24 protein-coding genes are annotated in these 26,191 nt (G+C 53.3%); 19 read left to right on the top strand and 5 right to left on the bottom strand.

Features of this window, described 5'->3' with window-relative positions; translation table 11 throughout:
* The first annotated feature begins 23 nt into the window (after positions 1-23).
* Positions 24-923: a carboxylate/amino acid/amine transporter gene (locus tag FDX14_RS00880; protein ID WP_137348866.1), complete on the top strand. Its 900-nt coding sequence runs from the start codon at positions 24-26 to the stop codon at positions 921-923.
* Here the strand turns inward: FDX14_RS00880 and metR are convergent.
* Positions 811-1,764 (bottom strand): HTH-type transcriptional regulator MetR, encoded by a 954-nt coding sequence (metR, locus tag FDX14_RS00885; protein WP_038634477.1) that lies wholly within the window; start codon positions 1,762-1,764, stop codon positions 811-813. The genes FDX14_RS00880 and metR overlap by 113 nt on opposite strands.
* A 248-nt stretch (positions 1,765-2,012) precedes the next feature.
* On the opposite strand from metR, the gene metE reads away from it, so the two are divergent.
* Complete coding sequence (gene metE, locus FDX14_RS00890; protein WP_137348867.1) at positions 2,013-4,274, top strand: 5-methyltetrahydropteroyltriglutamate--homocysteine S-methyltransferase; 2,262 nt, start codon at positions 2,013-2,015, stop codon at positions 4,272-4,274.
* Positions 4,275-4,328: 54 nt separating this feature from the next.
* Here metE and FDX14_RS00895 read toward each other — a convergent pair whose 3' ends face one another.
* Positions 4,329-5,135, bottom strand: a complete 807-nt coding sequence (locus FDX14_RS00895) for a dienelactone hydrolase family protein (RefSeq protein WP_061381042.1) — start codon at positions 5,133-5,135, stop codon at positions 4,329-4,331.
* Positions 5,136-5,400: 265 nt separating this feature from the next.
* Between FDX14_RS00895 and udp the strand changes: the two genes are divergently transcribed.
* The 9 genes from udp (at position 5,401) to tatD (ending at position 13,342) form a co-directional block, all read left to right on the top strand.
* Complete coding sequence (gene udp, locus FDX14_RS00900) at positions 5,401-6,162, top strand: uridine phosphorylase (RefSeq protein ID WP_003828923.1); 762 nt, start codon at positions 5,401-5,403, stop codon at positions 6,160-6,162.
* A 140-nt stretch (positions 6,163-6,302) separates the two neighbouring features.
* The gene (gene rmuC, locus FDX14_RS00905) at positions 6,303-7,733 is read left to right on the top strand and encodes a DNA recombination protein RmuC (protein ID WP_137348868.1); all 1,431 of its coding nucleotides are present in this window, start codon (positions 6,303-6,305) and stop codon (positions 7,731-7,733) included.
* 94 nt (positions 7,734-7,827) lie between these two features.
* Complete coding sequence (gene ubiE / locus FDX14_RS00910; protein ID WP_003017897.1) at positions 7,828-8,583, top strand: bifunctional demethylmenaquinone methyltransferase/2-methoxy-6-polyprenyl-1,4-benzoquinol methylase UbiE; 756 nt, start codon at positions 7,828-7,830, stop codon at positions 8,581-8,583.
* A gap of 13 nt (positions 8,584-8,596) precedes the next feature.
* On the top strand, positions 8,597-9,202 hold the full coding sequence (gene ubiJ / locus FDX14_RS00915; protein ID WP_061381040.1) for a ubiquinone biosynthesis protein UbiJ: 606 nt from the start codon (positions 8,597-8,599) through the stop codon (positions 9,200-9,202).
* Positions 9,199-10,839: a ubiquinone biosynthesis regulatory protein kinase UbiB gene (gene ubiB / locus FDX14_RS00920; protein WP_042313978.1), complete on the top strand. Its 1,641-nt coding sequence runs from the start codon at positions 9,199-9,201 to the stop codon at positions 10,837-10,839. Before ubiJ ends, ubiB begins: the two co-directional genes overlap by 4 nt.
* A gap of 78 nt (positions 10,840-10,917) precedes the next feature.
* Positions 10,918-11,172, top strand: a complete 255-nt coding sequence (gene tatA / locus FDX14_RS00925; RefSeq protein ID WP_003017888.1) for a Sec-independent protein translocase subunit TatA — start codon at positions 10,918-10,920, stop codon at positions 11,170-11,172.
* Positions 11,173-11,175: 3 nt separating this feature from the next.
* Positions 11,176-11,724, top strand: coding sequence for a Sec-independent protein translocase protein TatB (gene tatB / locus FDX14_RS00930; protein WP_042313975.1), 549 nt, complete (start codon positions 11,176-11,178; stop codon positions 11,722-11,724).
* Positions 11,725-11,726: 2 nt separating this feature from the next.
* On the top strand, positions 11,727-12,518 hold the full coding sequence (gene tatC, locus FDX14_RS00935) for a Sec-independent protein translocase subunit TatC (protein ID WP_042313973.1): 792 nt from the start codon (positions 11,727-11,729) through the stop codon (positions 12,516-12,518).
* Between the two features lie 41 nt (positions 12,519-12,559).
* On the top strand, positions 12,560-13,342 hold the full coding sequence (gene tatD, locus FDX14_RS00940; RefSeq protein ID WP_137348869.1) for a 3'-5' ssDNA/RNA exonuclease TatD: 783 nt from the start codon (positions 12,560-12,562) through the stop codon (positions 13,340-13,342).
* Positions 13,343-13,348: 6 nt separating this feature from the next.
* On the opposite strand, the gene rfaH is transcribed toward tatD, so the two are convergent.
* On the bottom strand, positions 13,349-13,837 hold the full coding sequence (gene rfaH, locus FDX14_RS00945; RefSeq protein ID WP_042313969.1) for a transcription/translation regulatory transformer protein RfaH: 489 nt from the start codon (positions 13,835-13,837) through the stop codon (positions 13,349-13,351).
* Positions 13,838-14,041: 204 nt separating this feature from the next.
* Between rfaH and ubiD the strand changes: the two genes are divergently transcribed.
* The 4 genes from ubiD (at position 14,042) to FDX14_RS00965 (ending at position 18,407) form a co-directional block, all read left to right on the top strand.
* A complete protein-coding gene (ubiD, locus tag FDX14_RS00950) occupies positions 14,042-15,535 on the top strand; it encodes a 4-hydroxy-3-polyprenylbenzoate decarboxylase (protein ID WP_042313967.1) in 1,494 nt (497 codons plus the stop codon).
* A 40-nt stretch (positions 15,536-15,575) separates the two neighbouring features.
* Entirely contained in the window at positions 15,576-16,277 is a 702-nt protein-coding gene (gene fre / locus FDX14_RS00955) for an NAD(P)H-flavin reductase (RefSeq protein ID WP_042313965.1), read from the top strand.
* 226 nt (positions 16,278-16,503) lie between these two features.
* Positions 16,504-17,430 (top strand): ROK family protein, encoded by a 927-nt coding sequence (locus tag FDX14_RS00960; RefSeq protein WP_137348870.1) that lies wholly within the window; start codon positions 16,504-16,506, stop codon positions 17,428-17,430.
* The gene (locus FDX14_RS00965; protein WP_137348871.1) at positions 17,427-18,407 is read left to right on the top strand and encodes a LacI family DNA-binding transcriptional regulator; all 981 of its coding nucleotides are present in this window, start codon (positions 17,427-17,429) and stop codon (positions 18,405-18,407) included. Before FDX14_RS00960 ends, FDX14_RS00965 begins: the two co-directional genes overlap by 4 nt.
* A 178-nt stretch (positions 18,408-18,585) precedes the next feature.
* On the opposite strand, the gene fadA is transcribed toward FDX14_RS00965, so the two are convergent.
* Together fadA and fadB are read right to left on the bottom strand one after the other, a co-directional pair.
* Positions 18,586-19,749 (bottom strand): acetyl-CoA C-acyltransferase FadA, encoded by a 1,164-nt coding sequence (gene fadA / locus FDX14_RS00970; protein WP_137348872.1) that lies wholly within the window; start codon positions 19,747-19,749, stop codon positions 18,586-18,588.
* A 9-nt stretch (positions 19,750-19,758) separates the two neighbouring features.
* Entirely contained in the window at positions 19,759-21,948 is a 2,190-nt protein-coding gene (gene fadB / locus FDX14_RS00975) for a fatty acid oxidation complex subunit alpha FadB (protein WP_137348873.1), read from the bottom strand.
* Positions 21,949-22,135: 187 nt separating this feature from the next.
* On the opposite strand from fadB, the gene pepQ reads away from it, so the two are divergent.
* The 4 genes from pepQ to hemG are packed head-to-tail and all read left to right on the top strand — an operon-like array spanning position 22,136 to position 26,128.
* Entirely contained in the window at positions 22,136-23,467 is a 1,332-nt protein-coding gene (gene pepQ, locus FDX14_RS00980; protein ID WP_038634435.1) for a Xaa-Pro dipeptidase, read from the top strand.
* The gene (locus tag FDX14_RS00985) at positions 23,467-24,081 is read left to right on the top strand and encodes an IMPACT family protein (RefSeq protein ID WP_042313949.1); all 615 of its coding nucleotides are present in this window, start codon (positions 23,467-23,469) and stop codon (positions 24,079-24,081) included. The genes pepQ and FDX14_RS00985 overlap by 1 nt, the downstream gene beginning before the upstream one ends.
* A 38-nt stretch (positions 24,082-24,119) precedes the next feature.
* On the top strand, positions 24,120-25,571 hold the full coding sequence (gene trkH, locus FDX14_RS00990; RefSeq protein ID WP_042313947.1) for a Trk system potassium transporter TrkH: 1,452 nt from the start codon (positions 24,120-24,122) through the stop codon (positions 25,569-25,571).
* 11 nt (positions 25,572-25,582) lie between these two features.
* The gene (gene hemG / locus FDX14_RS00995) at positions 25,583-26,128 is read left to right on the top strand and encodes a menaquinone-dependent protoporphyrinogen IX dehydrogenase (protein ID WP_079225735.1); all 546 of its coding nucleotides are present in this window, start codon (positions 25,583-25,585) and stop codon (positions 26,126-26,128) included.
* Positions 26,129-26,191 lie beyond the last annotated feature (63 nt).

The raw sequence follows: 26,191 nt of genomic DNA on the forward strand, positions 1-26,191 counted from the left end.
CCTTTTGTTAAGAGACATCCATTGTGGCGTTACTCATCATTACCACAATTCTGTGGGCCTTTTCCTTTAGCCTGTTTGGCGAGTACCTTGCCGGTCATGTCGATAGCTATTTTGCGGTGCTGGTGCGCGTTGGGTTGGCGGCGCTGGTGTTCCTGCCATTTTTACGTACCCGTGGGCACAGCGTAAAAACGATCGCGCTGTATATGCTGGTAGGGGCCATGCAGCTTGGCATTATGTATATGCTGAGTTTTCACGCCTATCTGTACCTGACGGTTTCAGAGCTGCTGCTCTTTACCGTACTAACGCCGCTCTACATTACGCTAATTTATGACCTGATGAGCGGACGTCGTCTGCGCTGGAGCTACGCCTTCAGTGCATTGCTGGCGGTGATCGGTGCGGGGATCATTCGTTACGACCAGGTGACCAGCCACTTCTGGATCGGCCTGCTGTTGGTACAGCTATCCAATATCAGCTTTGCCATTGGTATGGTGGGCTACAAGCGTCTAATGGAAACACGGCCAATGCCGCAGCACAACGCCTTTGCCTGGTTTTACATGGGGGCATTTATGGTGGCGATAGTGGCCTGGTTCATGCTGGGTAATGCGCAGAAAATACCTGCAACCACGCTACAGTGGGGCATCCTGGTGTTTCTTGGCGTGGCGGCGTCCGGCATTGGTTACTTTATGTGGAACTACGGCGCGACTCAGGTGGATGCGGGTACGCTGGGCATCATGAACAATATGCATGTGCCGGCCGGGCTGTTGGTTAACCTGGCTATCTGGCATCAACAGCCTCACTGGCCGAGCTTCATCATTGGTGCGGCTGTGATAGTGGCCTCACTGTGGGTACATCGAAAGTGGGTCGTTCCGCACTCCGTACAAACGGCAGGTGATCGCAGGCGTGATTCCGCGCTGAGCGAATAAACGCTTCCGTGACCGGTTGTCGCTGCTCGCCATCGCGCACGGCGGCGTACAGTCGGCTCCACAATCCATCACCCAGGGTTTTGGTTACCACCAGGCCCTGGCGCTCAAAACTCTCCACTACCCAGTGTGGTAAAGCCGCGATACCCATTTTAGCTGCAACCATCTGAATCAGCAGCAAGGTGTTATCCACACTCTTCAGCGACGGGCTAACGCCCGCAGGTTGCAGGAAATGCCGCCAGACATCCAGCCGACTCCGTTGTACCGGATAAATAAGCAGCGTCTCGCTGGCTAAATCCTCCGGGGTGATTTGGGTTTTGCTGGCCAGCGGATGGTCCGGCGCCAGGACCAGGCGTACTTCAAAATCAAACATCGGCGAGTAGTGCAATCCGCTGCGCGGCAGAATGTCGGAGGTCAGGACCAGATCCAATTCATCCTGCTGTAGCGCAGGTTGCGGATCGAACGTCACGCCGGATTTAAAGTCCATTTCCACCTGCGGCCAGTTGGCACGAAAATTCTCCAGCGCGGGCGTCAGCCATTGGATACAGCTGTGGCATTCAATCGCGATGCGCAGCCGGGTTTGCTGCGGTTCGTTGCAAGCCTGCAACGCGCGACCGATTTGCGGCAACACCTGATTGGCTAACTGCAGCAGGATTTCTCCCTGCGGCGTAAAGCGCAGAGGCTGGCTTTTACGGATAAAAAGTCGAAAGCCAAGGCGCTGCTCCAGATCGCTGAACTGGTGAGAAAGGGCGGATTGGGTCTGATGCAACGTCGCCGCTGCGGCTGCCAGAGAACCACTATTCCGCAACGCCTGGAGCGTTTTCAGGTGTTTAATCTCGATCATGAAAGTCCTTCACTTCGGCATGAACAAATTGCGCTTGAGGAATATACAGTAACCGCCAATTATGGATGTGTAAACATCTGGACGTCCAAAACTTGTCATATTTCGGCTTGCAGATACGTTGGCTTCCTCGCTTACCCCAGTCACTTACTTCAGTAAGCTCCTGGGGATGCGTTGTGTCGCCGCCTTCCTGCAAACCGAACTATTTAGAGTTTTTGCTTCAGATTCAATAAAATAAGAGAGGAAGAAAAATGACAATATTGAATCACACCCTCGGTTTCCCTCGCGTTGGCCTGCGTCGCGAGCTGAAAAAAGCGCAAGAAAGCTACTGGGCGGGAAATTCTTCCCGTGAAGAATTGCTGGCCGTTGGCCGCGAGCTGCGCGCCCGCCACTGGGATCAGCAGAAGCAGGCGGGCATTGACCTGCTGCCGGTGGGCGATTTTGCCTGGTACGATCACGTGCTAACCACCAGCCTGCTGCTCGGCAACGTTCCGGCGCGTCATCAAAATAAAGACGGCTCGGTTGATATCGATACTTTATTCCGCATTGGCCGTGGCCGCGCCCCGACGGGTGAGCCCGCGGCGGCGGCAGAAATGACCAAATGGTTTAATACCAACTATCACTACATGGTGCCGGAATTCACCAAAGGTCAGCAGTTCAAACTGACCTGGACCCAACTGCTGGATGAAGTGGACGAAGCGCTGGCGCTCGGCCACAAAGTGAAGCCTGTGCTGCTTGGGCCGGTAACTTACCTGTGGCTGGGTAAAGTGAAGGGCGAACAGTTTGACCGTCTGACCCTGCTGAATGACATTCTGCCGGTTTACCAGCAGGTGCTGGCTGAGCTGGCGAAACGCGGTATTGAGTGGGTACAGATTGATGAACCCGCGCTGGTACTGGAGCTTCCGCAGGTTTGGCTGAACGCCTTCAAACCCGCGTATGATGCGCTGGCAGGGCAGGTAAAATTACTGCTGACCACTTATTTTGAAGGCGTAACGCCGAACCTGGATACCATTACCGCGCTGCCGGTGCAGGGTCTGCACGTTGATTTCGTTCATGGCAAAGATGACGTTGCCGAGCTGCACCAACGTCTGCCTGCCGACTGGCTGCTGTCAGCCGGTTTGGTAAACGGTCGTAACGTCTGGCGCGCCGATCTCAGTGAAAAATATGCGCAAGTTAAAGACATCGTCGGGAAACGTGACCTGTGGGTGGCTTCTTCCTGCTCTCTGCTGCACAGCCCGATTGATTTGAGCGTGGAAACCCGGCTTGATGCGGAAGTGAAGAGCTGGTTTGCCTTCGCGCTGCAAAAATGCGGCGAGCTGGCGTTGCTGCGCGATGCGTTGAACAGCGGCGATACGGCGGCAATTGTGGAATGGAGCGCACCGATCCAGGCGCGTCGCCACTCTACCCGCGTACATAACGCCGCGGTGGAAAAACGTCTGGCGGCGATCACCGCGCAGGACAGCCAGCGTGCCAACGCTTACCCGGTTCGCGCTGAAGCACAGCGTGCCCGTTTTAATCTGCCGGCATGGCCGACCACGACTATCGGATCATTCCCGCAAACCACCGAAATTCGCGGTCTGCGTCTGGACTTCAAAAAAGGCAATCTTGATGCTGCCCACTATCGCACCGGTATTGCGGAGCATATCAAACAGGCGATTGTTGAGCAGGAACGTCTGGGGCTTGACGTGCTGGTACACGGTGAAGCCGAGCGTAATGACATGGTGGAATATTTTGGCGAACACCTGGACGGTTTCGTCTTTACCCAGAACGGTTGGGTGCAGAGCTATGGCTCTCGCTGCGTGAAGCCGCCGGTGGTGATTGGCGACGTCAGCCGCCCGGAAGCGATCACCGTGGAGTGGGCGAAGTACGCGCAGTCACTGACCGACAAACCGGTAAAAGGCATGCTGACCGGTCCGGTGACCATTCTCTGCTGGTCATTCCCGCGTGAAGACGTGACGCGTGAAACCATCGCGAAGCAGATTGCGCTGGCGTTGCGTGATGAAGTGGCGGATCTGGAAGCGGCGGGCATCGGTATTATTCAGATTGACGAACCGGCGCTGCGAGAAGGTCTGCCGCTACGCCGCAGTGATTGGGCCGCGTATCTGGCGTGGGGGGTAGAAGCCTTCCGCATTAACGCGGCAGTGGCGAAGGATGAAACCCAGATCCATACCCACATGTGTTACTGCGAGTTCAATGACATCATGGATTCCATTGCGGCGCTGGACGCGGACGTGATCACCATTGAGACCTCTCGCTCTGATATGGAACTGCTGGAATCGTTTGAAGAGTTCGACTATCCGAATGAAATCGGGCCGGGTGTGTACGACATTCACTCGCCGAACGTCCCGAGCGTGGAGTGGATTGAGGCTCTGCTGAAGAAGGCCGAGCAGCGTATTCCGGCGGAACGTCTGTGGGTGAACCCGGACTGCGGCCTGAAAACCCGCGGCTGGCCGGAAACCCGTGCCGCGCTGGCTAACATGGTCAAAGCAGCGCAGAATCTGCGTCAGGCGTAAAAATAAAACGGAGGCTAACGCCTCCGTTTTGATGATCGGTTTGCCTGGCGATACTTACTTCTTCTCGCCGTATTGCGCGAACCACTCCAGCATTCTCTGCCAGCCGTCTTTGGCCGACTCTTCGTGGTAGCTCGGGCGGTAATCGGCATTAAATGCATGCCCGGCATCGGGATAAACCACAATTTCCGCTTTAGCATTGGCGGCGCGTAGCGCCTGACGCATCGTTTCGACGGTATCCTGTGGGATACTGGTGTCCTGACCACCATAAAGTCCCAGGACGGGGGCGTTAAGATCGGTGGCGATATCAACGGGATGTTTCGGCGAGTTGAGGGTCTTATCACCCACCAGTTTGCCATACCACGCTACCGCTGCTTTTAACTGCGGATTGTGTGCGGCATACAGCCAGGTGATGCGTCCACCCCAACAAAAACCAGTGATCATTAATCGATGAGCATCCCCACCGTTGCGGGAGGCCCAACTGGCGACGTGGTCCAGGTCGGCCAGTACCTGAGAGTCAGGCACTTTGGCGACAAGGCCGCTGAGCAGCGTGGGGATATCGGCAAAGTCATTGGGATCGCCTTCGCGGAAGTAGAGTTCTGGTGCGATAGCCAGATATCCTTCCAGGGCCAGACGGCGGCAAACATCACGAATGTGTTCATGAATGCCAAAAATTTCCTGCACGACAATAACCACGGGCAGGGGGCCATCGGTCTGTTTTGGTCGTGCGTGATACGCTGGCATATCATCGCCCTGTGAAGGTATGGACGTTACACCGGCGATAATTGCGTTATCCGGTGTGTGAACCGTGGTAGACGTCGGTGGAGATACAGCAGGTGCAAAGCCAGATTGTCGTGTCGTCATGGTATTCTCCGTACCCTTAAATATTCAGCCAAAAAGCGCATTATTAACTATAGACATATGCAACGTACCACATTGCCTTAAACGGTCTATCTTTTGTGCAAGGTGTCCTTACATCACGCTGTTTATGTGATATCCGTCACTATTTAATGGCAATCGAATGCAATTGATTTACATCATGGTGATGTCTGTCACGAAAATTTGTTTATGCCTTCGGTAAAGTGTGTTTTTGCTTCTTCTGACAAAACCGATTCACAGAGGAGTTTTTATGTCTAAGTCTGATGTTTTTCATCTCGGCCTCACTAAGAACGATTTACAAGGGGCTACGCTTGCTATCGTCCCTGGCGACCCGGAGCGTGTGGAAAAGATCGCCGCGCTGATGGATAAGCCGGTTAAGCTGGCATCCCATCGCGAGTTCACGACCTGGCGTGCTGAGCTGGATGGTAAAGCCGTGATCGTTTGCTCTACCGGTATCGGCGGCCCGTCCACCTCTATTGCCGTAGAAGAACTGGCGCAATTGGGCATTCGTACCTTCCTGCGTATCGGTACGACTGGCGCTATTCAGCCGCATATCAATGTGGGTGATGTGCTGGTCACCACTGCGTCTGTCCGTTTGGATGGCGCAAGCCTGCACTTCGCGCCAATGGAATTCCCGGCCGTTGCTGACTTCGAGTGCACCACTGCGCTGGTGGAAGCGGCGAAATCTATCGGTGCGACTACCCACGTGGGCGTCACCGCGTCTTCTGACACCTTCTACCCGGGCCAGGAGCGTTATGATACCTTCTCTGGTCGCGTAGTGAGCCGTTTCAAAGGCTCAATGGAAGAGTGGCAGTCCATGGGCGTCATGAACTACGAAATGGAATCCGCAACGTTGCTGACCATGTGCGCAAGCCAGGGCCTGCGTGCAGGTATGGTTGCTGGCGTTATCGTGAACCGTACTCAGCAAGAGATTCCTAATGCGGAAACGATGAAACAAACGGAAAGCCACGCGGTGAAAATCGTGGTGGAAGCTGCCCGCCGTTTACTGTAATTCTCCCGTCTGTTCAAAAAGGCCGACGCGTTCGGCCTTTTTATTTTGCGTAGTGCCTCGCAGGAAATTCCTTTTAAACTGGACGTTTATACAGCACAATTCTATTTTGTGCGGGTAAGCCGTGGCTGTAAGGGGGCGTTGTGGATATTACAATTATGATGAGTGCCGTGTTGGCATTAGCCGCAGGGCTGCTGGTGGGGTGGCTGGCGACAAAAGCGCGGGCCGATCAGATCCGTGCCGACCTCATCGAAGAGCGACGTGAACTGGATATTGCGTTAAGCGCAGCCCGTCAACAGCTCTCGCAGGAAGCCCACTGGCGCGACGAGTGCGAACTACTCAATAACGAATTACGCAGCCTGCACAGCATCAATACCTCTCTGGAAGCCGATCTCCGTGAAGTCACTACCCGGCTGGAAGCGACGCAGCAGCATGCGGAAGATAAAATCCGCCAGATGATCAACAGCGAACAACGCCTGAGTGAACAGTTTGAAAACCTGGCGAATCGCATTTTTGAGCACAGCAACCGCCGCGTAGATGAGCAAAACCGTCAAAGTCTGAACAGCCTGCTGGCGCCGCTTCGTGAACAGCTGGACGGTTTTCGTCGTCAGGTTCAGGATAGCTTTGGTAAAGAGGCGCAAGAGCGCCATACCCTGGCGCACGAAATTCGTAATCTCCAGCAACTTAACGCGCAGATGGCGCAGGAAGCGGTAAACCTGACGCGGGCCTTAAAAGGCGATAATAAAACTCAGGGTAACTGGGGTGAGGTGGTACTGACGCGGGTACTTGAAGCCTCCGGTCTGCGTGAAGGTTATGAATACGAAACCCAGGTTAGCATTGAAAACGATGCCCGTTCGCGAATGCAACCCGATGTCATTGTCCGGCTACCGCAGGGTAAAGATGTGGTAATCGACGCAAAAATGACGTTGGTTGCCTATGAGCGCTATTTTAACGCGGAAGATGAATATACCCGCGAGACTGCGTTGCAGGAACATATCGCCTCGGTGCGAAACCATATTCGTCTGTTGGGCCGTAAAGATTATCAACAGCTTCCCGGGCTGCGTTCGCTTGACTATGTGCTGATGTTCATTCCCGTCGAGCCCGCTTTTTTGCTGGCGCTGGACAGACAACCCGAACTGATAACCGAGGCGCTTAAAAATAATATTATGCTGGTCAGTCCCACCACGTTGTTAGTGGCATTGCGCACGATCGCCAACCTATGGCGCTACGAGCATCAGAGCCGTAATGCGCAACAAATTGCCGATCGGGCCAGCAAACTTTATGACAAGATGCGCTTGTTTGTGGATGATATGTCGGCGATTGGCCAAAGTCTGGATAAAGCCCAGGACAACTACCGCCAAGCGATGAAAAAGCTCTCTTCGGGCCGTGGAAACGTCCTGTCACAGGCAGAAGCGTTTCGCAGTTTAGGTGTGGAAATTAAGCGTGAGATAAATCCTGAGCTGGCTGAACAAGCCACTACGCAGGATGAAGAGTACCGCTTGCGCGCGGTCCCTGAGACGCAACAGGATGAGCCTTACCCTGATGATGAAGCAGTAAATCAGCAATCAAACTAGTCCATTTGGGGTAGTTGAACCGGGCAGAAGGGTAGGGCAAATTGGCCCAATCTGTTACACTTCTTGAACATTTTTTGAATGAGCAGGCACTGAGATGGTGGATAATTCACAAGAAACGACGCACTTTGGCTTTCAGACCGTCGCTAAAGAGCAGAAAGCTGACATGGTGGCCCACGTTTTTCATTCTGTGGCCTCGAAATATGACGTTATGAATGACTTAATGTCATTTGGCATTCATCGTTTGTGGAAACGCTTCACCATTGATTGCAGTGGCGTGCGTCGCGGTCAAACCGTTCTGGATTTGGCGGGCGGTACGGGCGACCTGACGGCGAAATTCTCTCGCATGGTGGGTGAAACCGGTAAAGTCGTACTGGCGGATATCAATGACTCAATGCTCAAAATGGGTCGCGAAAAGCTGCGTAATATCGGCGTAGTGGGTAACGTTGAGTACGTTCAGGCGAACGCGGAGGCACTGCCTTTCCCTGACAACACGTTTGACTGCATTACCATTTCTTTCGGTCTGCGCAACGTAACGGATAAAGACAAAGCTTTACGCTCCATGTATCGCGTGTTGAAGCCGGGCGGACGTTTACTGGTGCTGGAGTTCTCCAAGCCGATTATCGAACCGCTGAGCAAGGCCTACGATGCTTATTCTTTCCATGTTCTGCCGCGCATAGGTTCCATGGTCGCAAGCGATGCGGACAGTTACCGCTATTTGGCGGAGTCCATTCGCATGCATCCCGATCAGGACACGCTAAAAGCAATGATGCAAGATGCCGGGTTCGAAAGCGTTGATTACTACAACCTGACGGCTGGTGTCGTTGCGCTGCATCGTGGTTACAAGTTCTGACAGGAGATTGGGGATGCCTTTAAAACCCTTAGTGACCGCAGGCGTTGAAAATCTGCTCAATACCTTTCTGTATCGTTCTCCTGCGCTGAAGTCAGCCAGAACACGTTTACAGAGCAAGGTGCTGCGTGTTGATCTTAAAGGATTTTCAACACCTTTAGTCCTGGTGTTTAGTGAACGCCAGGTCGATGTGCTGGGGGCATGGGAAGGCGAAGCCGATTGCACAGTAATCACACATGCCAGCGTGTTGCCGAAATTACGCGACCGCCAGCAACTTACCACGCTTATTCGCAGCGGTGAGCTGGAAGTTCAGGGTGATATCCAGGTGGTGCAGAATTTTGTGGCTCTGGCCGATCTGGCTGAGTTTGATCCCGCAGAATTGTTAGCGCCCTATACCGGCGATATCGTCGCGGAGGGGGTCAGCAAAGTCTTGCGTGGTGGTGCGAAGTTCTTGCGCCATAACATTCAGCGCCAGCAGCGCTATGTAGCCGAAGCGATCACCGAAGAGTGGCGTATGGCTCCCGGTCCGCTTGAGGTTGCATGGTTTGCAGAAGAAACGGCAGCCATTGAACGCGCGGTCGAATCTCTGGCCAAACGGCTGGAAAAACTGGAGGCCAAATGACGCCAGGTGAAGTACGGCGCCTTTATTTCATCATTCGCACTTTTTTAAGCTACGGTCTTGATGAACTCATCCCCAAAATGCGTATTACGCTGCCGCTTCGGTTGTGGCGTTACTCGTTGTTCTGGATGCCCAATCAGCATAAAGACAAACCGCTGGGAGAAAGGCTGAGACTGGCTTTACAGGAACTCGGCCCGGTGTGGATTAAATTTGGGCAAATGCTCTCCACTCGCCGTGACCTTTTCCCACCGCACATCGCCGATCAGCTTGCGCTATTGCAGGATCGCGTTGCCCCATTCGATGGGCAGCGAGCGAAAGAACAAATCGAAGAAGCCATGGGCGGGCTGTCCGTCGAGGAGTGGTTTGATGATTTTGAGATCACGCCGCTGGCATCTGCGTCTATTGCCCAGGTCCATACCGCGCGATTGAAATCCAATGGTAAAGAGGTGGTGATCAAAGTTATCCGCCCGGACATACTTCCGGTGATTAAAGCGGATTTAAAACTGATCTACCGCCTTGCGCGCTGGGTTCCTCGCCTGCTGCCGGATGGCCGTCGCCTGCGACCAACAGAAGTGGTCCGCGAGTATGAAAAAACGTTGATTGATGAGCTGAACCTGCTGCGCGAATCGGCGAACGCAATTCAGCTGCGACGTAATTTTGAAGATAGCCCGATGCTGTACATCCCGGAAGTGTATTCCGACTATTGCAGTCAGAACATGATGGTGATGGAGCGCATATATGGTATCCCCGTATCGGATGTCGCAACGCTTGAGAAGAATGGCACCAACATGAAGTTGTTGGCTGAACGCGGTGTGCAGGTCTTCTTTACTCAGGTCTTTCGCGATAGTTTTTTTCATGCGGACATGCATCCTGGGAATATTTTCGTCAGTTATGAGCACCCTGAAAACCCGAAGTACATTGGTATTGATTGCGGGATTGTGGGTTCTTTAAATAAAGAAGATAAGCGCTATCTGGCTGAAAACTTCATCGCGTTCTTTAACCGAGACTACCGCAAAGTTGCCGAATTGCACGTGGATTCAGGTTGGGTTCCGCCCGATACCAACGTTGAAGAGTTTGAATTCGCCATTCGTACCGTGTGCGAACCGATATTCGAAAAACCGCTGGCGGAGATTTCCTTTGGTCACGTGCTGTTGAATCTGTTTAACACCGCGCGTCGATTCAACATGGAAGTCCAGCCCCAGCTGGTTTTGCTCCAGAAGACGCTGCTGTATGTTGAAGGTGTCGGACGACAGCTCTACCCACAGTTAGATTTGTGGAAAACGGCTAAGCCGTTTCTCGAATCCTGGATTAAAGATCAGGTCGGTATTCCGGCGCTCGTCAGGGCATTTAAAGAAAAAGCTCCGTTCTGGGTCGAAAAAATGCCAGAAATACCTGAACTGGTGTATGACAGTTTGCGCCAGGGCAAATATTTACAGCACAGTGTTGATAAGATTGCCCGCGAGCTTCACGCTAATCATGTGCGTCAGGGACAATCCCGTTATTTATTGGGCATTGGCGCAACATTGTTGCTAAGTGGAACATTCCTGCTGGTAAGCCGTCCTGAGTGGGGGCTTATGCCAGGCTGGTTAATGGCGGGAGGCGTCATAGCCTGGCTAATCGGCTGGCGCAAAATGCGCTGAATTTTTCATCGCCCAAGGCAGGCCGTGTAACGTATACTACGGCCTTATTAATTCATCATCTATGACAGAGGAACATGTATGGGTGGTATCAGTATTTGGCAGTTGTTGATCATTGCCGTCATCGTTGTACTGCTATTTGGCACCAAGAAACTCGGCTCCATCGGTTCCGATCTTGGCGCGTCTATTAAAGGCTTCAAAAAAGCGATGGGTGATGATGAACCTAAGCAAGATAAAACCAGCCAGGATGCTGATTTTACTGCTAAATCCATCACCGATAAGCAGGGCGAAGTGAAAAAGGAAGACGCCAAAAGCCAAGATAAAGAGCAGGTATAATCCGTGTTTGATATCGGTTTTAGCGAGCTGTTATTGGTGTTCGTTATCGGCCTCATTGTCCTGGGGCCGCAGCGTTTACCCGTAGCGGTAAAAACGGTTGCTGGCTGGGTTCGCGCTTTGCGTTCCCTTGCGACTACTGTTCAGAACGAACTGACCCAGGAGCTTAAGCTTCAGGAATTCCAGGACAGCCTGAAGAAAGTAGAAAAAGCGAGCCTGACAAATCTGACCCCGGAGCTGAAAGCATCAATGGATGAGCTGCGTGAAGCGGCGGAGTCGATGAAGCGTTCTTATAGCGTGCACGATCCTGAGAAAGCTAGCGATGAAGCGCACACTATCCATAATCCGGTGGTGAAAGACGGTGAAGCACAGCGAGAAGGGGTCACCCCAGCTGCCGCTGAAAACCAGGCCAGTTCGCCGGAGCAAAAACCGGAATCCACGGGTGCTAAAAAGCCAGAGCCGACGGAAAACGCTTCCGCCACGTTGATGGATGCAGAAAAGAAAGCTGCCGCACCTGTTGTCGAATCCTCCCCCTCGTCGAGTGATAAACCGTAAACATGGCTGTAGAAGATACCCAACCGCTCATCACGCATCTTATTGAGCTGCGTAAGCGACTCCTGAACTGCATTATTGCGGTATTCGTGATCTTTCTGGCATTGGTGTACTTTGCCAACGACATTTACCATATGGTTGCGGCGCCGTTGATCAAACAGATGCCGCAGGGCGCAACGATGATCGCCACCGATGTGGCCTCGCCGTTCTTTACCCCGATAAAGTTAACCTTCATGGTGTCGCTGATTCTGTCAGCGCCAGTGATCCTCTACCAGGTCTGGGCATTCATTGCGCCTGCTTTGTACAAACATGAACGTCGCCTGGTTGTGCCGCTGCTGGTCTCCAGTTCGTTATTGTTCTACATCGGTATGGCATTCGCCTATTTTGTCGTCTTCCCGCTGGCGTTTGGTTTCCTTGCCAACACGGCTCCGCAAGGCGTACAGGTATCGACAGACATTGCCAGCTATCTCAGCTTCGTAATGGCGTTGTTTATGGCTTTCGGTGTCTCTTTTGAGGTTCCTGTCGCCATTGTGCTGCTATGCTGGATGGGCATTACGACGCCTGAAGACTTACGCAAGAAACGTCCTTACGTTGTAGTGGGCGCATTTGTCGTCGGGATGCTATTGACCCCGCCAGATGTCTTCTCGCAAACGCTGTTGGCGATACCGATGTACTGCCTGTTCGAGGTGGGTGTGTTCTTCTCTCGATTCTATGTCGGTAAGCGACGTACGCGAGATGAGGATAACGAGGCTGAAGAAGCAAAAGAAGCCGAAGCCGCCGAGAAAACTGAAGAATAAACGCAACCGCCCGTCAGGGCGGTTGTCATATGGGAGGAAGCATGTTTGATATTGGCGTTAATTTAACCAGTTCACAATTTGCGAAAGACCGGGATGAGGTCGTGGCGCGCGCCTTTGCTGCGGGCGTAAACGGTATGCTTCTGACCGGAACAAATCTGCACGAAAGCCAGCAGGCTTTAACGTTGGCGCAGCATTATCCGCATTGCTGGTCCACGGCTGGTGTGCACCCGCATGACAGCAGCCAATGGCAGTCCTCAACAGAAGCAGAGATTATCGCACTGGCAAACCATTCGCAGGTGGTCGCTATTGGTGAGTGCGGCCTGGATTTCAATCGCAATTTCTCCACGCCGCAGGAGCAGGAGCGTGCTTTTGAGGCGCAACTGCGCATTGCTGCTGAACTGCAGATGCCGGTTTTCATGCATTGTCGGGATGCCCATGAGCGTTTTCTGACGTTGCTGGATCCGTGGCTGGATAGCCTGCCCGGTGCGGTGCTGCACTGCTTTACCGGCACGCGCCAGGAGATGCAGGATTGTGTAGACCGCGGGCTTTATATTGGTATCACCGGGTGGGTCTGTGATGAGCGCCGGGGCATGGAACTGCGTGAGCTGCTGCCCTTTATCCCGGTTGAGAGATTGCTGATCGAAACCGATGCGCCTTACTTACTTCCCCGGGATTTAACGCCTAAACCAGCGTCACGGCGCAATGAACCTGCGCACCTCCCACATATTCTTGAGCGTATTGCCCACTGGCGCGGCGAGGATCCGCAATGGTTGTCAGCAACCATTGATGCTAACGTCAGAACGCTGTTTGAAGTGACCTTCTAAGGCTATTTAAATTTTTCGAAAGCCGGTATTTTTCACGCTCTGCTTAACCTCTTTATTCAACAGGTTAAGCAGCAGCATGGAACGCGCTTCGCCATCGGGTTCGGTAAAGATCGCTTTCAACCCCTCAAACGCACCTTCAGTAATAATTACACTGTCCCCCGGATGAGGGGTTTCAGGGTCAACAATACCTTCAGGTTTGTAGACAGAAAGTTGATGAATGACGGGAGAAGGAACGGTCGCCGGCGTCGCACCGAAACGGACGAAATGGCTGACACCACGCGTGGCATTGATGGTGGTGGTGTGGATCACTTCCGGGTCGAACTCGACAAACATGTAATTAGGGAATAGGGGTTCACTGACTGTGGTACGTTTACCGCGCACCATTTTTTCCAGGGTGATCATAGGCGTCAGGCAGTTCACCGCCTGTCTTTCCAGGTGTTCCTGGGCTCGCTGAAGTTGCCCACGTTTGCAGTACAGTAAATACCAGGCTTGCATAATAACTCTTATCCGCTTGTTCTGAGCGCCAGCATAGCAAAAGCCATGAGTTAAGTTAATTATACCCGCCGCAAAGCAGGCTGAAACCCAATGGGTATATACTCCAGGGGCTTATATGTATCGCCAGAGTTCACGCTAATTTAACAAAAATACAGCATCACAATGATGAACGCCGTATAATGAAGCGCTTACGAAGAGGCCACAATGGACGCCATGAAATATCACGATTTACGCGACTTCCTGACGCTGCTTGAACAGCAAGGCGAGCTCAAACGCATTTCGCTTGAGGTGGATCCCCACCTGGAGATCACTGAAATTGCCGATCGCACTCTGCGTGCTGGTGGGCCTGCGTTACTGTTTGAAAATCCTAAAGGCTATTCAATGCCGGTGCTGTGTAACCTGTTTGGCACACCGAAGCGTGTGGCGATGGGGATGGGGCAAGAAGATGTCTCGGCGCTACGGGAAGTCGGTAAGCTATTGGCGTTTTTGAAAGAGCCTGAGCCACCGAAAGGATTTCGCGATCTGTTCGATAAGCTGCCGCAGTTTAAGCAGGTGTTGAACATGCCGACTAAGCGGTTACGCGGCGCACCGTGCCAGCAAAAAATCTATTCAGGCGATGAAGTCGACTTAAACCGTATTCCGATTATGACCTGCTGGCCAGAGGATGCTGCGCCGCTGATTACCTGGGGGCTGACCGTTACGCGCGGCCCGCACAAAGAGCGGCAGAATCTCGGTATCTATCGTCAGCAACTGATTGGCAAAAACAAGCTTATTATGCGCTGGCTTTCCCATCGAGGCGGCGCGCTTGATTACCAGGAGTGGCGCGCGGCGCATCCTGGTGAACGGTTCCCGGTTTCTGTGGCCTTGGGAGCAGACCCGGCGACAATTCTGGGTGCTGTTACCCCTGTCCCGGATACGTTATCTGAATACGCATTTGCCGGGCTGTTGCGTGGCACCAAAACTGAAGTGGTCAAATGTATTTCCAACGATCTGGAAGTGCCTGCCAGTGCTGAAATTGTGCTGGAAGGCTATATCGAACCGGGTGAAATGGCCCCGGAAGGACCGTATGGCGATCATACCGGTTATTACAATGAAGTAGATAGCTTCCCGGTCTTTACCGTCACGCACATTACCCAGCGCGAAGATGCAATTTATCACTCTACTTATACCGGACGCCCACCGGATGAGCCCGCAGTGCTTGGCGTAGCGCTGAATGAAGTCTTCGTGCCTATTCTGCAAAAGCAGTTTCCGGAAATCGTCGACTTTTACCTGCCGCCGGAAGGCTGTTCATATCGTCTGGCCGTAGTGACGATAAAAAAACAGTACGCCGGTCATGCCAAACGCGTCATGATGGGGGTCTGGTCGTTTTTGCGTCAGTTTATGTACACCAAATTTGTTATTGTCTGTGATGATGACGTCAACGCACGCGACTGGAATGATGTGATTTGGGCGATTACGACTCGTATGGACCCGGCCCGGGATACTGTACTGGTAGAGAATACACCCATTGATTACCTGGACTTTGCCTCGCCGGTTTCCGGTCTTGGTTCAAAAATGGGGCTGGATGCCACCAATAAATGGCCGGGCGAAACCCAGCGCGAATGGGGACGTCCGATAAAAAAAGATCCTGAAGTCACTGCGCGCATTGACGCAATTTGGGATGAACTGGCCATCTTTAATGACGGCAAAAGCGCCTGAGGCGCGATCGTTTTGCCTATTGATCCGACAGAGAGAGCGCATGACAACCTTAAGCTGTAAAGTGACCTCGGTAGAAGCTATCACTGACACCGTATATCGCGTTCGTTTAGTGCCAGACGCGGCGTTTTCCTTTCGTGCCGGCCAGTATTTAATGGTCGTAATGGACGAACGAGATAAGCGTCCGTTCTCCATGGCATCTACGCCGGACGAGCAGGGGTTCATTGAACTGCACGTTGGCGCTTCTGAGCTAAATCTGTATGCCATGGCCGTAATGGACCGCATTCTGAAAGACCGGGAAATTAAGGTCGACATTCCGCATGGCGAAGCCTGGCTGCGTGATGAGGACGATCGCCCGCTGATCCTGATTGCCGGCGGGACGGGATTCTCTTATGCGCGTTCCATTCTGCTTACCGCGCTGGCGCGTAATCCAAACCGCGATATCACCATTTACTGGGGCGGGCGCGAAGAGAAGCATCTCTACGATCTCTCTGAGCTGGAAGCACTGTCAGTAAATCACCCGAACCTGCGCGTTGAGCCAGTGGTGGAACAGCCTGAAGAAGGCTGGCGTGGCCGTACGGGCACCGTATTAACGGCAGTATTACAGGATTACGGTACCCTGGCGGAACACGATATCTACATTGCCGGACGTTTTGAAATGGCTAAAATCGCGCGCGATCTGTTCTGTAATGAACGCAGTGCGCGTGAAGATCGCCTGTTTGGTGACGCGTTCGCATTTATTTAAGCGCTGTGCGCCGGAGCCCTTCCGGCGCATCCATCACTGACTTTACTTCTACTAACAGGGTGCAAGCCCGGTCTCGTCGCCTCTCTTTTCTCACTGTTTTTTAGTAAACATTTCTGGCTATCTATTAATCATAAAAATAAGCTTTTGTGACGGAACTCTTTTTGTTTAGTAAACAAAATGGGCAAGCTATGCAGTATCACATTACAAGGCGCAAACGAGGGAAACCATGAGGCTTGGATTGGATATTGGCGGGACTAAAATCGAAGCGGTAGTGATTGATAATACGGGTGAAATTGTTTATCGCGAGCGATGCGCAACCCCAAAGCAGAGCTATGGCGATTTTTTCCAGGCCGTAACGGAGATGATTGCCAAGGCCAGGCAGGCCGTTAATCAGCCTTTCTCGGTTGGCGTTGGGGTGCCCGGTGCGGTGGATAGCGAAGGGTTAATCAAAAACTCCAACATTCTGGTGCTGAATCAGCAGGCCTTTGCGCAAGATCTTGAGCAAGCGTTAGGGATGGCTGTGCCCGTCACCAACGATGCTAATTGCTTTACGCTGTCAGAGGCGATGGACGGCAGCGGGTATGGACACAGCGTCGTTTTTGGCGTCATCCTCGGTACCGGTTGTGGCGGCGGTGTGTGTATCGATAACCGTCTGATTTCTGGTCCTAACGCCTGTGCAGGCGAGTGGGGGCATAATGCCTTGCCGCGTTATCATGAATCCCGGGATGGGGCCGCAGTGACATGCTATTGTGGGCAGTTGAACTGCATCGAGAGCTTTATTTCCGGCAGCGGCCTGGAACGCCAGTATTTGAATCACACCGCGCAACATGCGGGTGTGCCACAAATTATGCGACAGGTAGAATCGGGTGATGCAGATGCCTGTTTGTTATGGGAACGCTATTGCGATCAACTGGCGCGTGCGTTGGCAAGCGTGGTGAATACGCTCGATCCCGATGTCATTGTGTTGGGGGGCGGGGTATCTAATATCGATTTACTGTATTCTGGCTTGCAGGCGCGAGTAGCACAGTACGTATTTGGTAAACAGTGCCGTACACCGATCGTTCAGGCCCGACACGGTGACAGTAGCGGCGTCCGCGGTGCCGCCTGGCTGGGGGCACAACAAGCCAGCGTAGAATCAATGAGAGTGAAATGACGAAACCTGTACGTATCAGAGACATTGCCGAAGCGTGTGGGGTCTCAGTTGGCGCTGTTTCCCGTGCGTTAAAAGGGCAGCCGGGGCTGCGTGAAGATACCCGGTTGCGCATTATTTCTGTGGCGCAGCAGCAAGGTTATGATTTTTCCCGCCTGCGCAGCGACAAGATCAAACGAGTCCTGTTTTTGCTGCATCGTCAGCACAATATCAGCCACGCATTGCCGTTTTACTCTCAGTTGCTGTTAGGCATAGAAGATCTTTGTCGTGAGAACGGCATTGCGCTGAGCTTTCTGTCTATTGGTCCGGGTGATGCAGTGAGTGAGCAGGTGCTGCTGCACCAGCCGGATGCGCTGATCTGCGCCGGATTTTTTGAGCCTGAATTGCTTGGGCTGCTGCAACAGATGAAACTACCGTTGGTGCTGGTGGATCTCTGGGCGCCTGGCCTGCCCTGCGTCAATCCGGACAACACCCAGGGCGGCTATCTGGCCACGCAACACCTGATTGCACAAGGTCGCAACCGCATCGCTTTTCTTGCCAGTACACTTTCTCACTACAGTATTCGCCAGCGTGAGAAGGGCTATCGTCAGGCATTGTATGAAGCCCGGTTGCTGATGCCGCCAGAGTACGAAGCCATCGCGCCGCCGTTGCTGGATACCGAGCAATCTTTGGTAGAGGCGGTTAATGAGCTGCTCAAGTTGCCGGAGCCACCCGACGCCATTTTTGCCTATAACGATGCGGCAGCGATGGTTGTTCAAAGAGTGTGTGCGCAGCAGGGCATACGTATCCCGGAAGATCTTGCGCTGGTAGGGTTTGATGATATCGATGCCGCAGCCTGGTCACATCCGCCGCTGAGCACTATCGCGGTTGATAAGCAACAACTGGGTCGGGACGCGCTGCGTTTACTGCTGGAAGAGAAGCAGGAAGAGAATCTGCTGCTGCCGGTGCAGTTAGTGGTACGTGGTAGTTCAGGGAAATAAAAAACCCGCCCCTGACAGGCGGGAAGAACGGCAACTAAACCTTTCCCCGTCATAATTCACACTGCTTCTTTGTTGGCTGCCTTTGCTCACCCCGGTCACATAGTTATCTATGCTCCCGGGGATTCGCTCAGTTGCCGCCGCGATGCAGCGCGAATTATTTAGGGGAATTTATCTTTGATTAAACTCGCTCAAATACCGTCGCGATACCCTGACCTAACCCGATACACATCGTCGCCAGACCAAACTGTACGTCTTTGCGTTCCATCAGGTTGAGCAGGGTAGTGCTGATACGCGCACCGGAACAGCCCAGCGGGTGACCCAATGCGATCGCCCCGCCGTTGAGGTTGATCTTCTCGTCGATCTGCTCCATCAGCCCCAGATCTTTAATACACGGCAGGATCTGGGCGGCAAAAGCTTCATTCATTTCAAACAAGCCGATGTCGCTGGTGGAGAGTCCCGCTTTTTTTAGTGCCAGCTTTGAAGCCGGAACCGGACCGTAGCCCATGATGGAAGGGTCGCAGCCGACAACGGCCATTGAACGAATTCGGGCACGCGGCGTCAGACCCAGCTCACGGGCACGGTTTTCGCTCATGACCAGCATCGCGGCAGCACCATCGGAAAGCGCGGAGGAGGTACCGGCTGTCACTGTGCCGCTAACCGGATCGAATGCCGGGCGCAGGGTCGAAAGCGCTTCAACCGTGGTCTCCGGGCGGATAACTTCATCGTAGTTAAACTGCTTCAGCACGCCGTCTGCATCATGACCGCCAGTCGGGATGATTTCATTTTTAAATGCGCCAGACTGGGTCGCAGCCCAGGCGCGAGCGTGTGAACGTGCGGCGAAGGCGTCCTGCATTTCACGGCTAATACCGTGCATGCGGGAGAGCATTTCCGCCGTCAGGCCCATCATCCCCGCGGCTTTCGCCACGTTGCGGCTCATACCCGGGTGGAAATCAACGCCGTGACTCATCGGCACATGGCCCATATGTTCCACGCCGCCAATCAGGCACGCCTGAGCATCACCGGTCATAATCATGCGTGCTGCATCATGCAGCGCCTGCATGGATGAACCACACAGACGGTTAACGGTCACTGCCGGTACTGAATGCGGGATTTCCGCCAGTAGTGACGCGTTACGAGCGATGTTGAAGCCCTGCTCCAGCGTTTGCTGAACACAGCCCCAGTAAATATCATCAAGCGCGGATGGCTCCAGCGCCGGATTACGCGCCAGCAGGCTACGCATTAAATGTGCGGAGAGGTCTTCTGCCCGCACGTTACGAAACGCTCCCCCTTTTGAACGGCCCATCGGGGTACGGATCGCATCAACAATTACAACCTGTTCCATTGTGACTCCTTAAGCCGTTTTCAGGCTGCCAACCGGGCGGGCAGGCTCAACCTGGGGATAATACGGTTCGTTATGGCGCGCTTTATCACGCAGACCGGCCGGAACTTCATACAGTGGGCCAAGGTGCTGGTACTGCTGAGCCATATCGAGATACTTCGCGCTGCCGAGCGTATCCAGCCAGCGGAACGCGCCGCCGTGGAACGGAGGGAAGCCCAGGCCATACACCAGCGCCATATCGGCTTCTGCCGGGCTGGCGATAATGCCTTCTTCCAGACAACGCACCACTTCGTTGACCATTGGGATCATCATGCGGGCGATAATCTCTTCATCGCTGAAGTCGCGTTTCGGCTGGCTGACCTCTGCCAGCAGACCATCAACGGCGGCATCTTCTTCTTTCTTCGGCTTGCCCTTGTTATCTTCTTTATAGCGCCAGAACCCGAGACCATTTTTCTGTCCGAAACGGTTAGCATCAAACAGGGCGTCTATCGCATCGCGATAATCTTTCTGCATACGCTGTGGGAAGCCCGCAGACATCACCGCCTGTGCGTGATGCGCGGTATCAATCCCCACCACGTCCAGCAGATAAGCCGGGCCCATCGGCCAGCCAAACTGTTTTTCCATCACTTTGTCGACTTTGCGGAAATCCGCTCCGTCGCGCAGTAACTGGCTGAAACCGGCAAAATAGGGGAACAGCACGCGGTTGACGAAGAAACCAGGGCAGTCGTTGACCACAATTGGCGTTTTGCCCATCTGGCTTGCCCAGGCGACAACCTTAGCGATGGTTTCATCTGAGCTTTTCTCGCCGCGAATGATCTCAACCAACGGCATGCGGTGCACCGGGTTAAAGAAGTGCATGCCACAGAAGTTTTCCGGGCGTTTGAGCACGCTGGCCAGTTCGTTGATTGGAATGGTAGAGGTATTCGAAGCCAGTACAGTGTCCGGGCGTACCTTATCTTCGGTTTCCGCCAGTACCGCTTTTTTCACTTTCGGGTTTTCCACGACCGCTTCGACTACCACGTCCACACGCTCGAAACCGCTATAGTCGAGGCTTGGATGAATAGTGGAAATCACGCCCGCCATTTTCAGACCGTCAATTTTGCCGCGCTCAAGCTGTTTGTTCAGCAGCTTGGCGGCTTCGGTCATGCCCAGCGTTAATGATTTGTCGTTGATATCTTTCATGACAACCGGCACGCCTTTCCAGGCCGACTGGTAAGCGATACCGCCGCCCATAATGCCCGCGCCCAGCACCGCCGCTTGCTTTGGCGTCTCAATATTTTTGGTGAGCTTTTTGGCTTTGGCTTTCACGAACTGATCGTTAAGGAAGATCCCAACCAATGCGCGAGCTTCACTGGTGTGCGCCAGTGGAACAAAACTTTTGTTTTCCAGGTTCAGCGCTTCTTCACGGCCAAAACGGGCTGCCGCCTCAATCGTTTTCACGGCAGTGATTGGTGCGGGATAATGCTTCCCGGCCGTTTGCGCCACCATACCTTTGGCGATAGTAAAGCTCATCGCCGCTTCAATTTTGCTGAGTTTCAACGGTTCCAGTTTGGGCTGGCGTTTGGCTCTCCAGTCGAGATCGCCGTTAATCGCCTGACGTAATACCGCGATCGCGCCATCAAGCAGTTTCTCGTGTTTCACTACGCCATCGACCAGGCCGATTTTCAGCGCCTGCTCAGCACCAACATCTTTACCTGCAGCAATGATTTCCAGCGCGCTGTCCGCACCCAGCATACGTGGCATACGCACGGATCCGCCAAAGCCAGGCATAATGCCCAGCTTAGTTTCCGGCAGGCCTATGCGCAGGTCCGGCGTTGCCAGACGGTAATCGGTCGCCAGCACACACTCGCAGCCGCCGCCCAGCGCATAGCCATTTACCGCTGAGAGGGTCGGAACAGGTAGATCTTCCAGACGATTGAAGACGCTGTTGGCAAAATGCAGCCACTGGCTCAACTGTTCTTCAGGCACGAGGAACAGTGAAAGGAATTCGGTGATATCGGCACCGACAATAAAGGCTGCTTTGTTAGAGCGCAGCAGCAACCCTTTTAAATTCGGTTGTTTTTCCAGCACGTCAAGCGCATGGCCCAGGCTGGCAACGGTGGCCGTGTCGAGTTTATTGACCGAACCAGGGGCATCGAACACCAGTTCGGCGATGCCATCTTCCAGCCAGTCGAGGTACAGGGTGTCGCCTTTGTAAAGCATGTCAGTCTCCTGAATCCGCAAGGTGATCTGGTCATACCAGATGAATCGAAGTGTGTGTTTTATGTTAAAAAAATGCAAATGAATGATTAAAGAAATGACGATTCGATCACGCTCGGCAGAAATCACGCACTCACAAAGCGATGTGCTAAGATGCGAAGTCTTGAGGTCAAAAACAGAAGGATAGAAAATGGAATCACTGGCCGCACTCTATAAAAATCATATTGTTACCTTACAAGAGCGGGCGCGCGACGCGCTGGAACGCTTCAAGCTGGATGCGTTACTTATTCACTCTGGCGAACTTGTTAACGTCTTTCTTGACGACCATCCGTACCCGTTTAAGGTCAATCCGCAATTCAAAGCCTGGGTACCTGTGACGCAGGTTCCTAACTGTTGGTTGCTGGTGGATGGTGTGAATAAGCCAAAATTGTGGTTCTATCTGCCGGTCGATTACTGGCATAACGTTGAGCCGCTGCCGACCTCATTCTGGACGGAAGAAATTGAGATCATCGCGCTGCCAAAAGCGGACGGTATCGGGAGCCAACTGCCAGCTGCTCGCGGCAATATCGGTTATATCGGTCCGGTTCCGGAACGTGCGCTGCAACTGGACATCGCGGCCAGCAACATCAACCCGAAAGGGGTGATTGACTACCTGCATTATTACCGCGCCTTTAAAACGGATTACGAACTGGCCTGTATGCGCGAAGCGCAGAAAATGGCGGTGAATGGACACCGTGCCGCGGAAGAAGCATTCCGTTCCGGGATGAGCGAGTTTGACATCAACCTGGCATATCTGACCGCAACCGGTCACCGCGATACCGACGTGCCATACAGCAACATTGTTGCGCTTAATGAGCATGCGTCGGTTCTTCATTACACCAAACTGGATCATCAGGCCCCGTCTGAAATCCGTAGCTTCCTGCTGGACGCTGGTGCGGAATATAACGGCTATGCGGCAGATCTGACGCGTACCTGGTCGGCGAAAAGCGACAATGACTATGCGCATCTGGTGAAAGATGTTAACGACGAAGAGCTGGCGCTTATCGCTACCATGAAAGCGGGCACCAGCTACGTGGATTACCACATTCAGTTCCATCAGCGCATCGCGAAGCTGCTGCGTAAGCATCAAATCATCACTGATATGAGTGAAGAGGCGATGGTGGAAAACGATCTTACTGGACCGTTTATGCCGCACGGTATTGGTCACCCGTTGGGTCTGCAGGTGCATGATGTCGCTGGCTTTATGCAGGATGACAGCGGTACCCACCTTGCTGCCCCGTCGAAGTATCCTTACCTGCGCTGCACCCGCGTTCTGCAGCCGGGCATGGTTCTGACCATCGAACCGGGCATCTACTTTATTGAATCACTGCTGGCGCCGTGGCGTGAAGGGCAGTTCAGTAAACACTTCAACTGGCAGAAAATTGAAGCTCTGAAACCGTTCGGCGGTATTCGTATTGAGGACAACGTGGTAGTCCACGAGAACAATATCGAGAACATGACGCGGGATTTAAAACTGGCGTAATGGACAGTTGGTTAATCCCTGCGGCGCCGGTTAGCGTCGTTGAAGAGATCAAAAAAAGCCGCTTTATTACGCTGCTCGCCCATACGGACGGCGTAGAAGCGGCGAAAGCATTCGTTGAGTCCGTCAAAGCGGAACACCCGGACGCCCGCCACCATTGTGTGGCATGGGTGGCGGGTGCGCCGAATGACTCGCAGCAGTTGGGCTTTTCAGACGATGGCGAACCGGCGGGAACGGCAGGCAAACCGATGCTCGCGCAGTTGATGGGCAGCGGTGTCGGTGAGATTACCGCGGTGGTGGTGCGCTACTACGGCGGTATCCTTCTCGGTACGGGTGGGCTGGTAAAAGCCTACGGTGGCGGTGTGAATCAGGCGTTGCGTCAGTTAACGACACAGCGCAAGACGCCATTAACCGAATATACTTTGCAGTGTGAGTACGGTCAGCTGGCAGGCATAGAAGCTTTGCTGGGTCAGTTTGACGGTAAAGTCGTTGCCAGTGATTACCAGGCTTTTGTTCGGCTCAGGGTGGCGCTTCCTTATGCCAAAGTGGATGAATTTTCGGCAAAACTGGCGGATTTTAGTCGTGGTTCATTGCAATTGTTAGCGATTGAAGAATAATCCCCACCTCATTTTAAAGAACTAAGGAAGCGGTAGAGATGCATTTTCGCGCCATTACCCGAATCGTTGGACTACTGGTCATCTTATTCTCGGGGACAATGATTATCCCCGGACTGGTGGCGCTCATCTATCGCGATGGGGCAGGGCGTGCATTTACCCAAACTTTCTTTGTCGCTCTGGCGATCGGCTCCATACTGTGGTGGCCGAACCGCAAAGAGAAAGGCGAGCTGAAATCTCGCGAAGGTTTTCTGATTGTCGTCTTGTTCTGGACCGTGCTGGGTAGCGTGGGTGCGCTGCCGTTCATCTTTGCGGAAAGCCCTAACCTGACGATTACCGATGCATTTTTTGAATCCTTTTCCGGATTGACCACCACCGGGGCAACAACGCTGGTGGGGCTGGATTCATTGCCACACGCTATCCTCTTTTATCGACAGATGCTGCAATGGTTCGGCGGGATGGGGATCATCGTGCTGGCGGTGGCTATTCTGCCTATTCTTGGCGTCGGCGGGATGCAGCTCTACCGGGCAGAAATGCCGGGGCCGCTGAAAGATAATAAAATGCGCCCGCGTATTGCCGAAACGGCGAAAACCCTGTGGCTTATCTATGTATTGCTGACGGTGGCATGTGCACTGGCGCTATGGTTTGCCGGGATGCCAGCGTTTGACGCCATTGGGCACAGCTTTGCCACGATTGCGATTGGCGGCTTTTCCACGCACGATGCCAGCGTGGGATATTTCGACAGTCCCACGATCAACACCATCATTGCTATCTTCTTACTGATCTCCGGCTGTAACTATGGCCTGCACTTCTCTTTATTAAGCGGCCGTAGTCTGAAGGTCTACTGGCGAGATCCGGAATTTCGCATGTTCATCGGTGTGCAATTGACGCTGGTGGCTGTCTGTACGCTGGTGCTGTGGATACACAATACCTACGGTTCAGCGCTCACGACCATCAACCAGGCCTTTTTCCAGGTGGTATCAATGGCGACGACCGCCGGATTTACCACCGACAGCATTGCCCGCTGGCCGCTGTTCCTGCCAGTGCTGTTGTTGTGTTCTGCCTTTATCGGCGGCTGTGCTGGGTCTACGGGCGGTGGCTTGAAGGTGATTCGTATCCTGTTGCTGTTTAAGCAGGGTAACCGCGAGTTGAAACGTCTGGTTCACCCGAATGCGGTTTACAGTATCAAGCTGGGGAACCGTGCGCTGCCGGAGCGAATTCTTGAAGCCGTATGGGGATTCTTTTCTGCCTATGCGCTGGTCTTTATTATCAGTATGCTGGCGATTATTGCGACCGGTGTTGATGACTTCTCCGCGTTTGCTTCCGTGGTGGCGACGCTGAATAACCTCGGGCCAGGGCTGGGTGTTGTCGCCGACAACTTTGCCAGTATGAACCCTGTGGCGAAGTGGATCCTGATTGCCAATATGCTGTTTGGTCGTCTGGAGGTCTTTACTCTGCTGGTACTCTTTACCCCTACTTTCTGGCGTGAATAATGGAGTAACACGTGAAAACACTGATTCTTTTTTCTTCCCGGGACGGACAAACGCGTGAAATCGCTGAGTATCTGGCTTCTGAACTCAAAGAGCTGGGTGTTTGGACGGATGTCGTTAATTTGCATCGTACCGTGGAGCCTGACTGGCAAAATTATGACAGCGTGGTGATTGGCGCCTCGATTCGCTATGGTCATTACCATGCCGCTTTTCAGGAGTTTGTGAAAAAGCATGCCACGCGGCTGAACGCGATGCCGAGTGCGTTCTACTCCGTTAACCTGGTTGCCCGTAAACCGGAGAAGCGTACGCCGCAAACCAACAGCTATGCGCGTAAGTTCCTGATGAGTTCGCCGTGGCGGCCGGATCGCAGTGCGGTTATTGCCGGCGCTTTGCTGTATCCCCGCTATCGCTGGTATGACCGCGTGATGATCCAACTGATAATGAAGATGTCTGGCGGTGAAACGGATACGCATAAAGAAGTGGTGTATACCGATTGGGAGCAGGTCGCGGGTTTTGCGCGGGAAATTGCCCAATTAACCCACAAAACGTTGCCAAAATAAGCGCAAAGAATAAAAAATAATCACTCGGAAAATTATTTTAAATTTCCCCTTGTCAGCCTGAAA

Source organism: Citrobacter sp. wls710 (genome assembly GCF_005281115.1).
Taxonomy (GTDB): Bacteria; Pseudomonadota; Gammaproteobacteria; order Enterobacterales; family Enterobacteriaceae; genus Citrobacter; species Citrobacter werkmanii.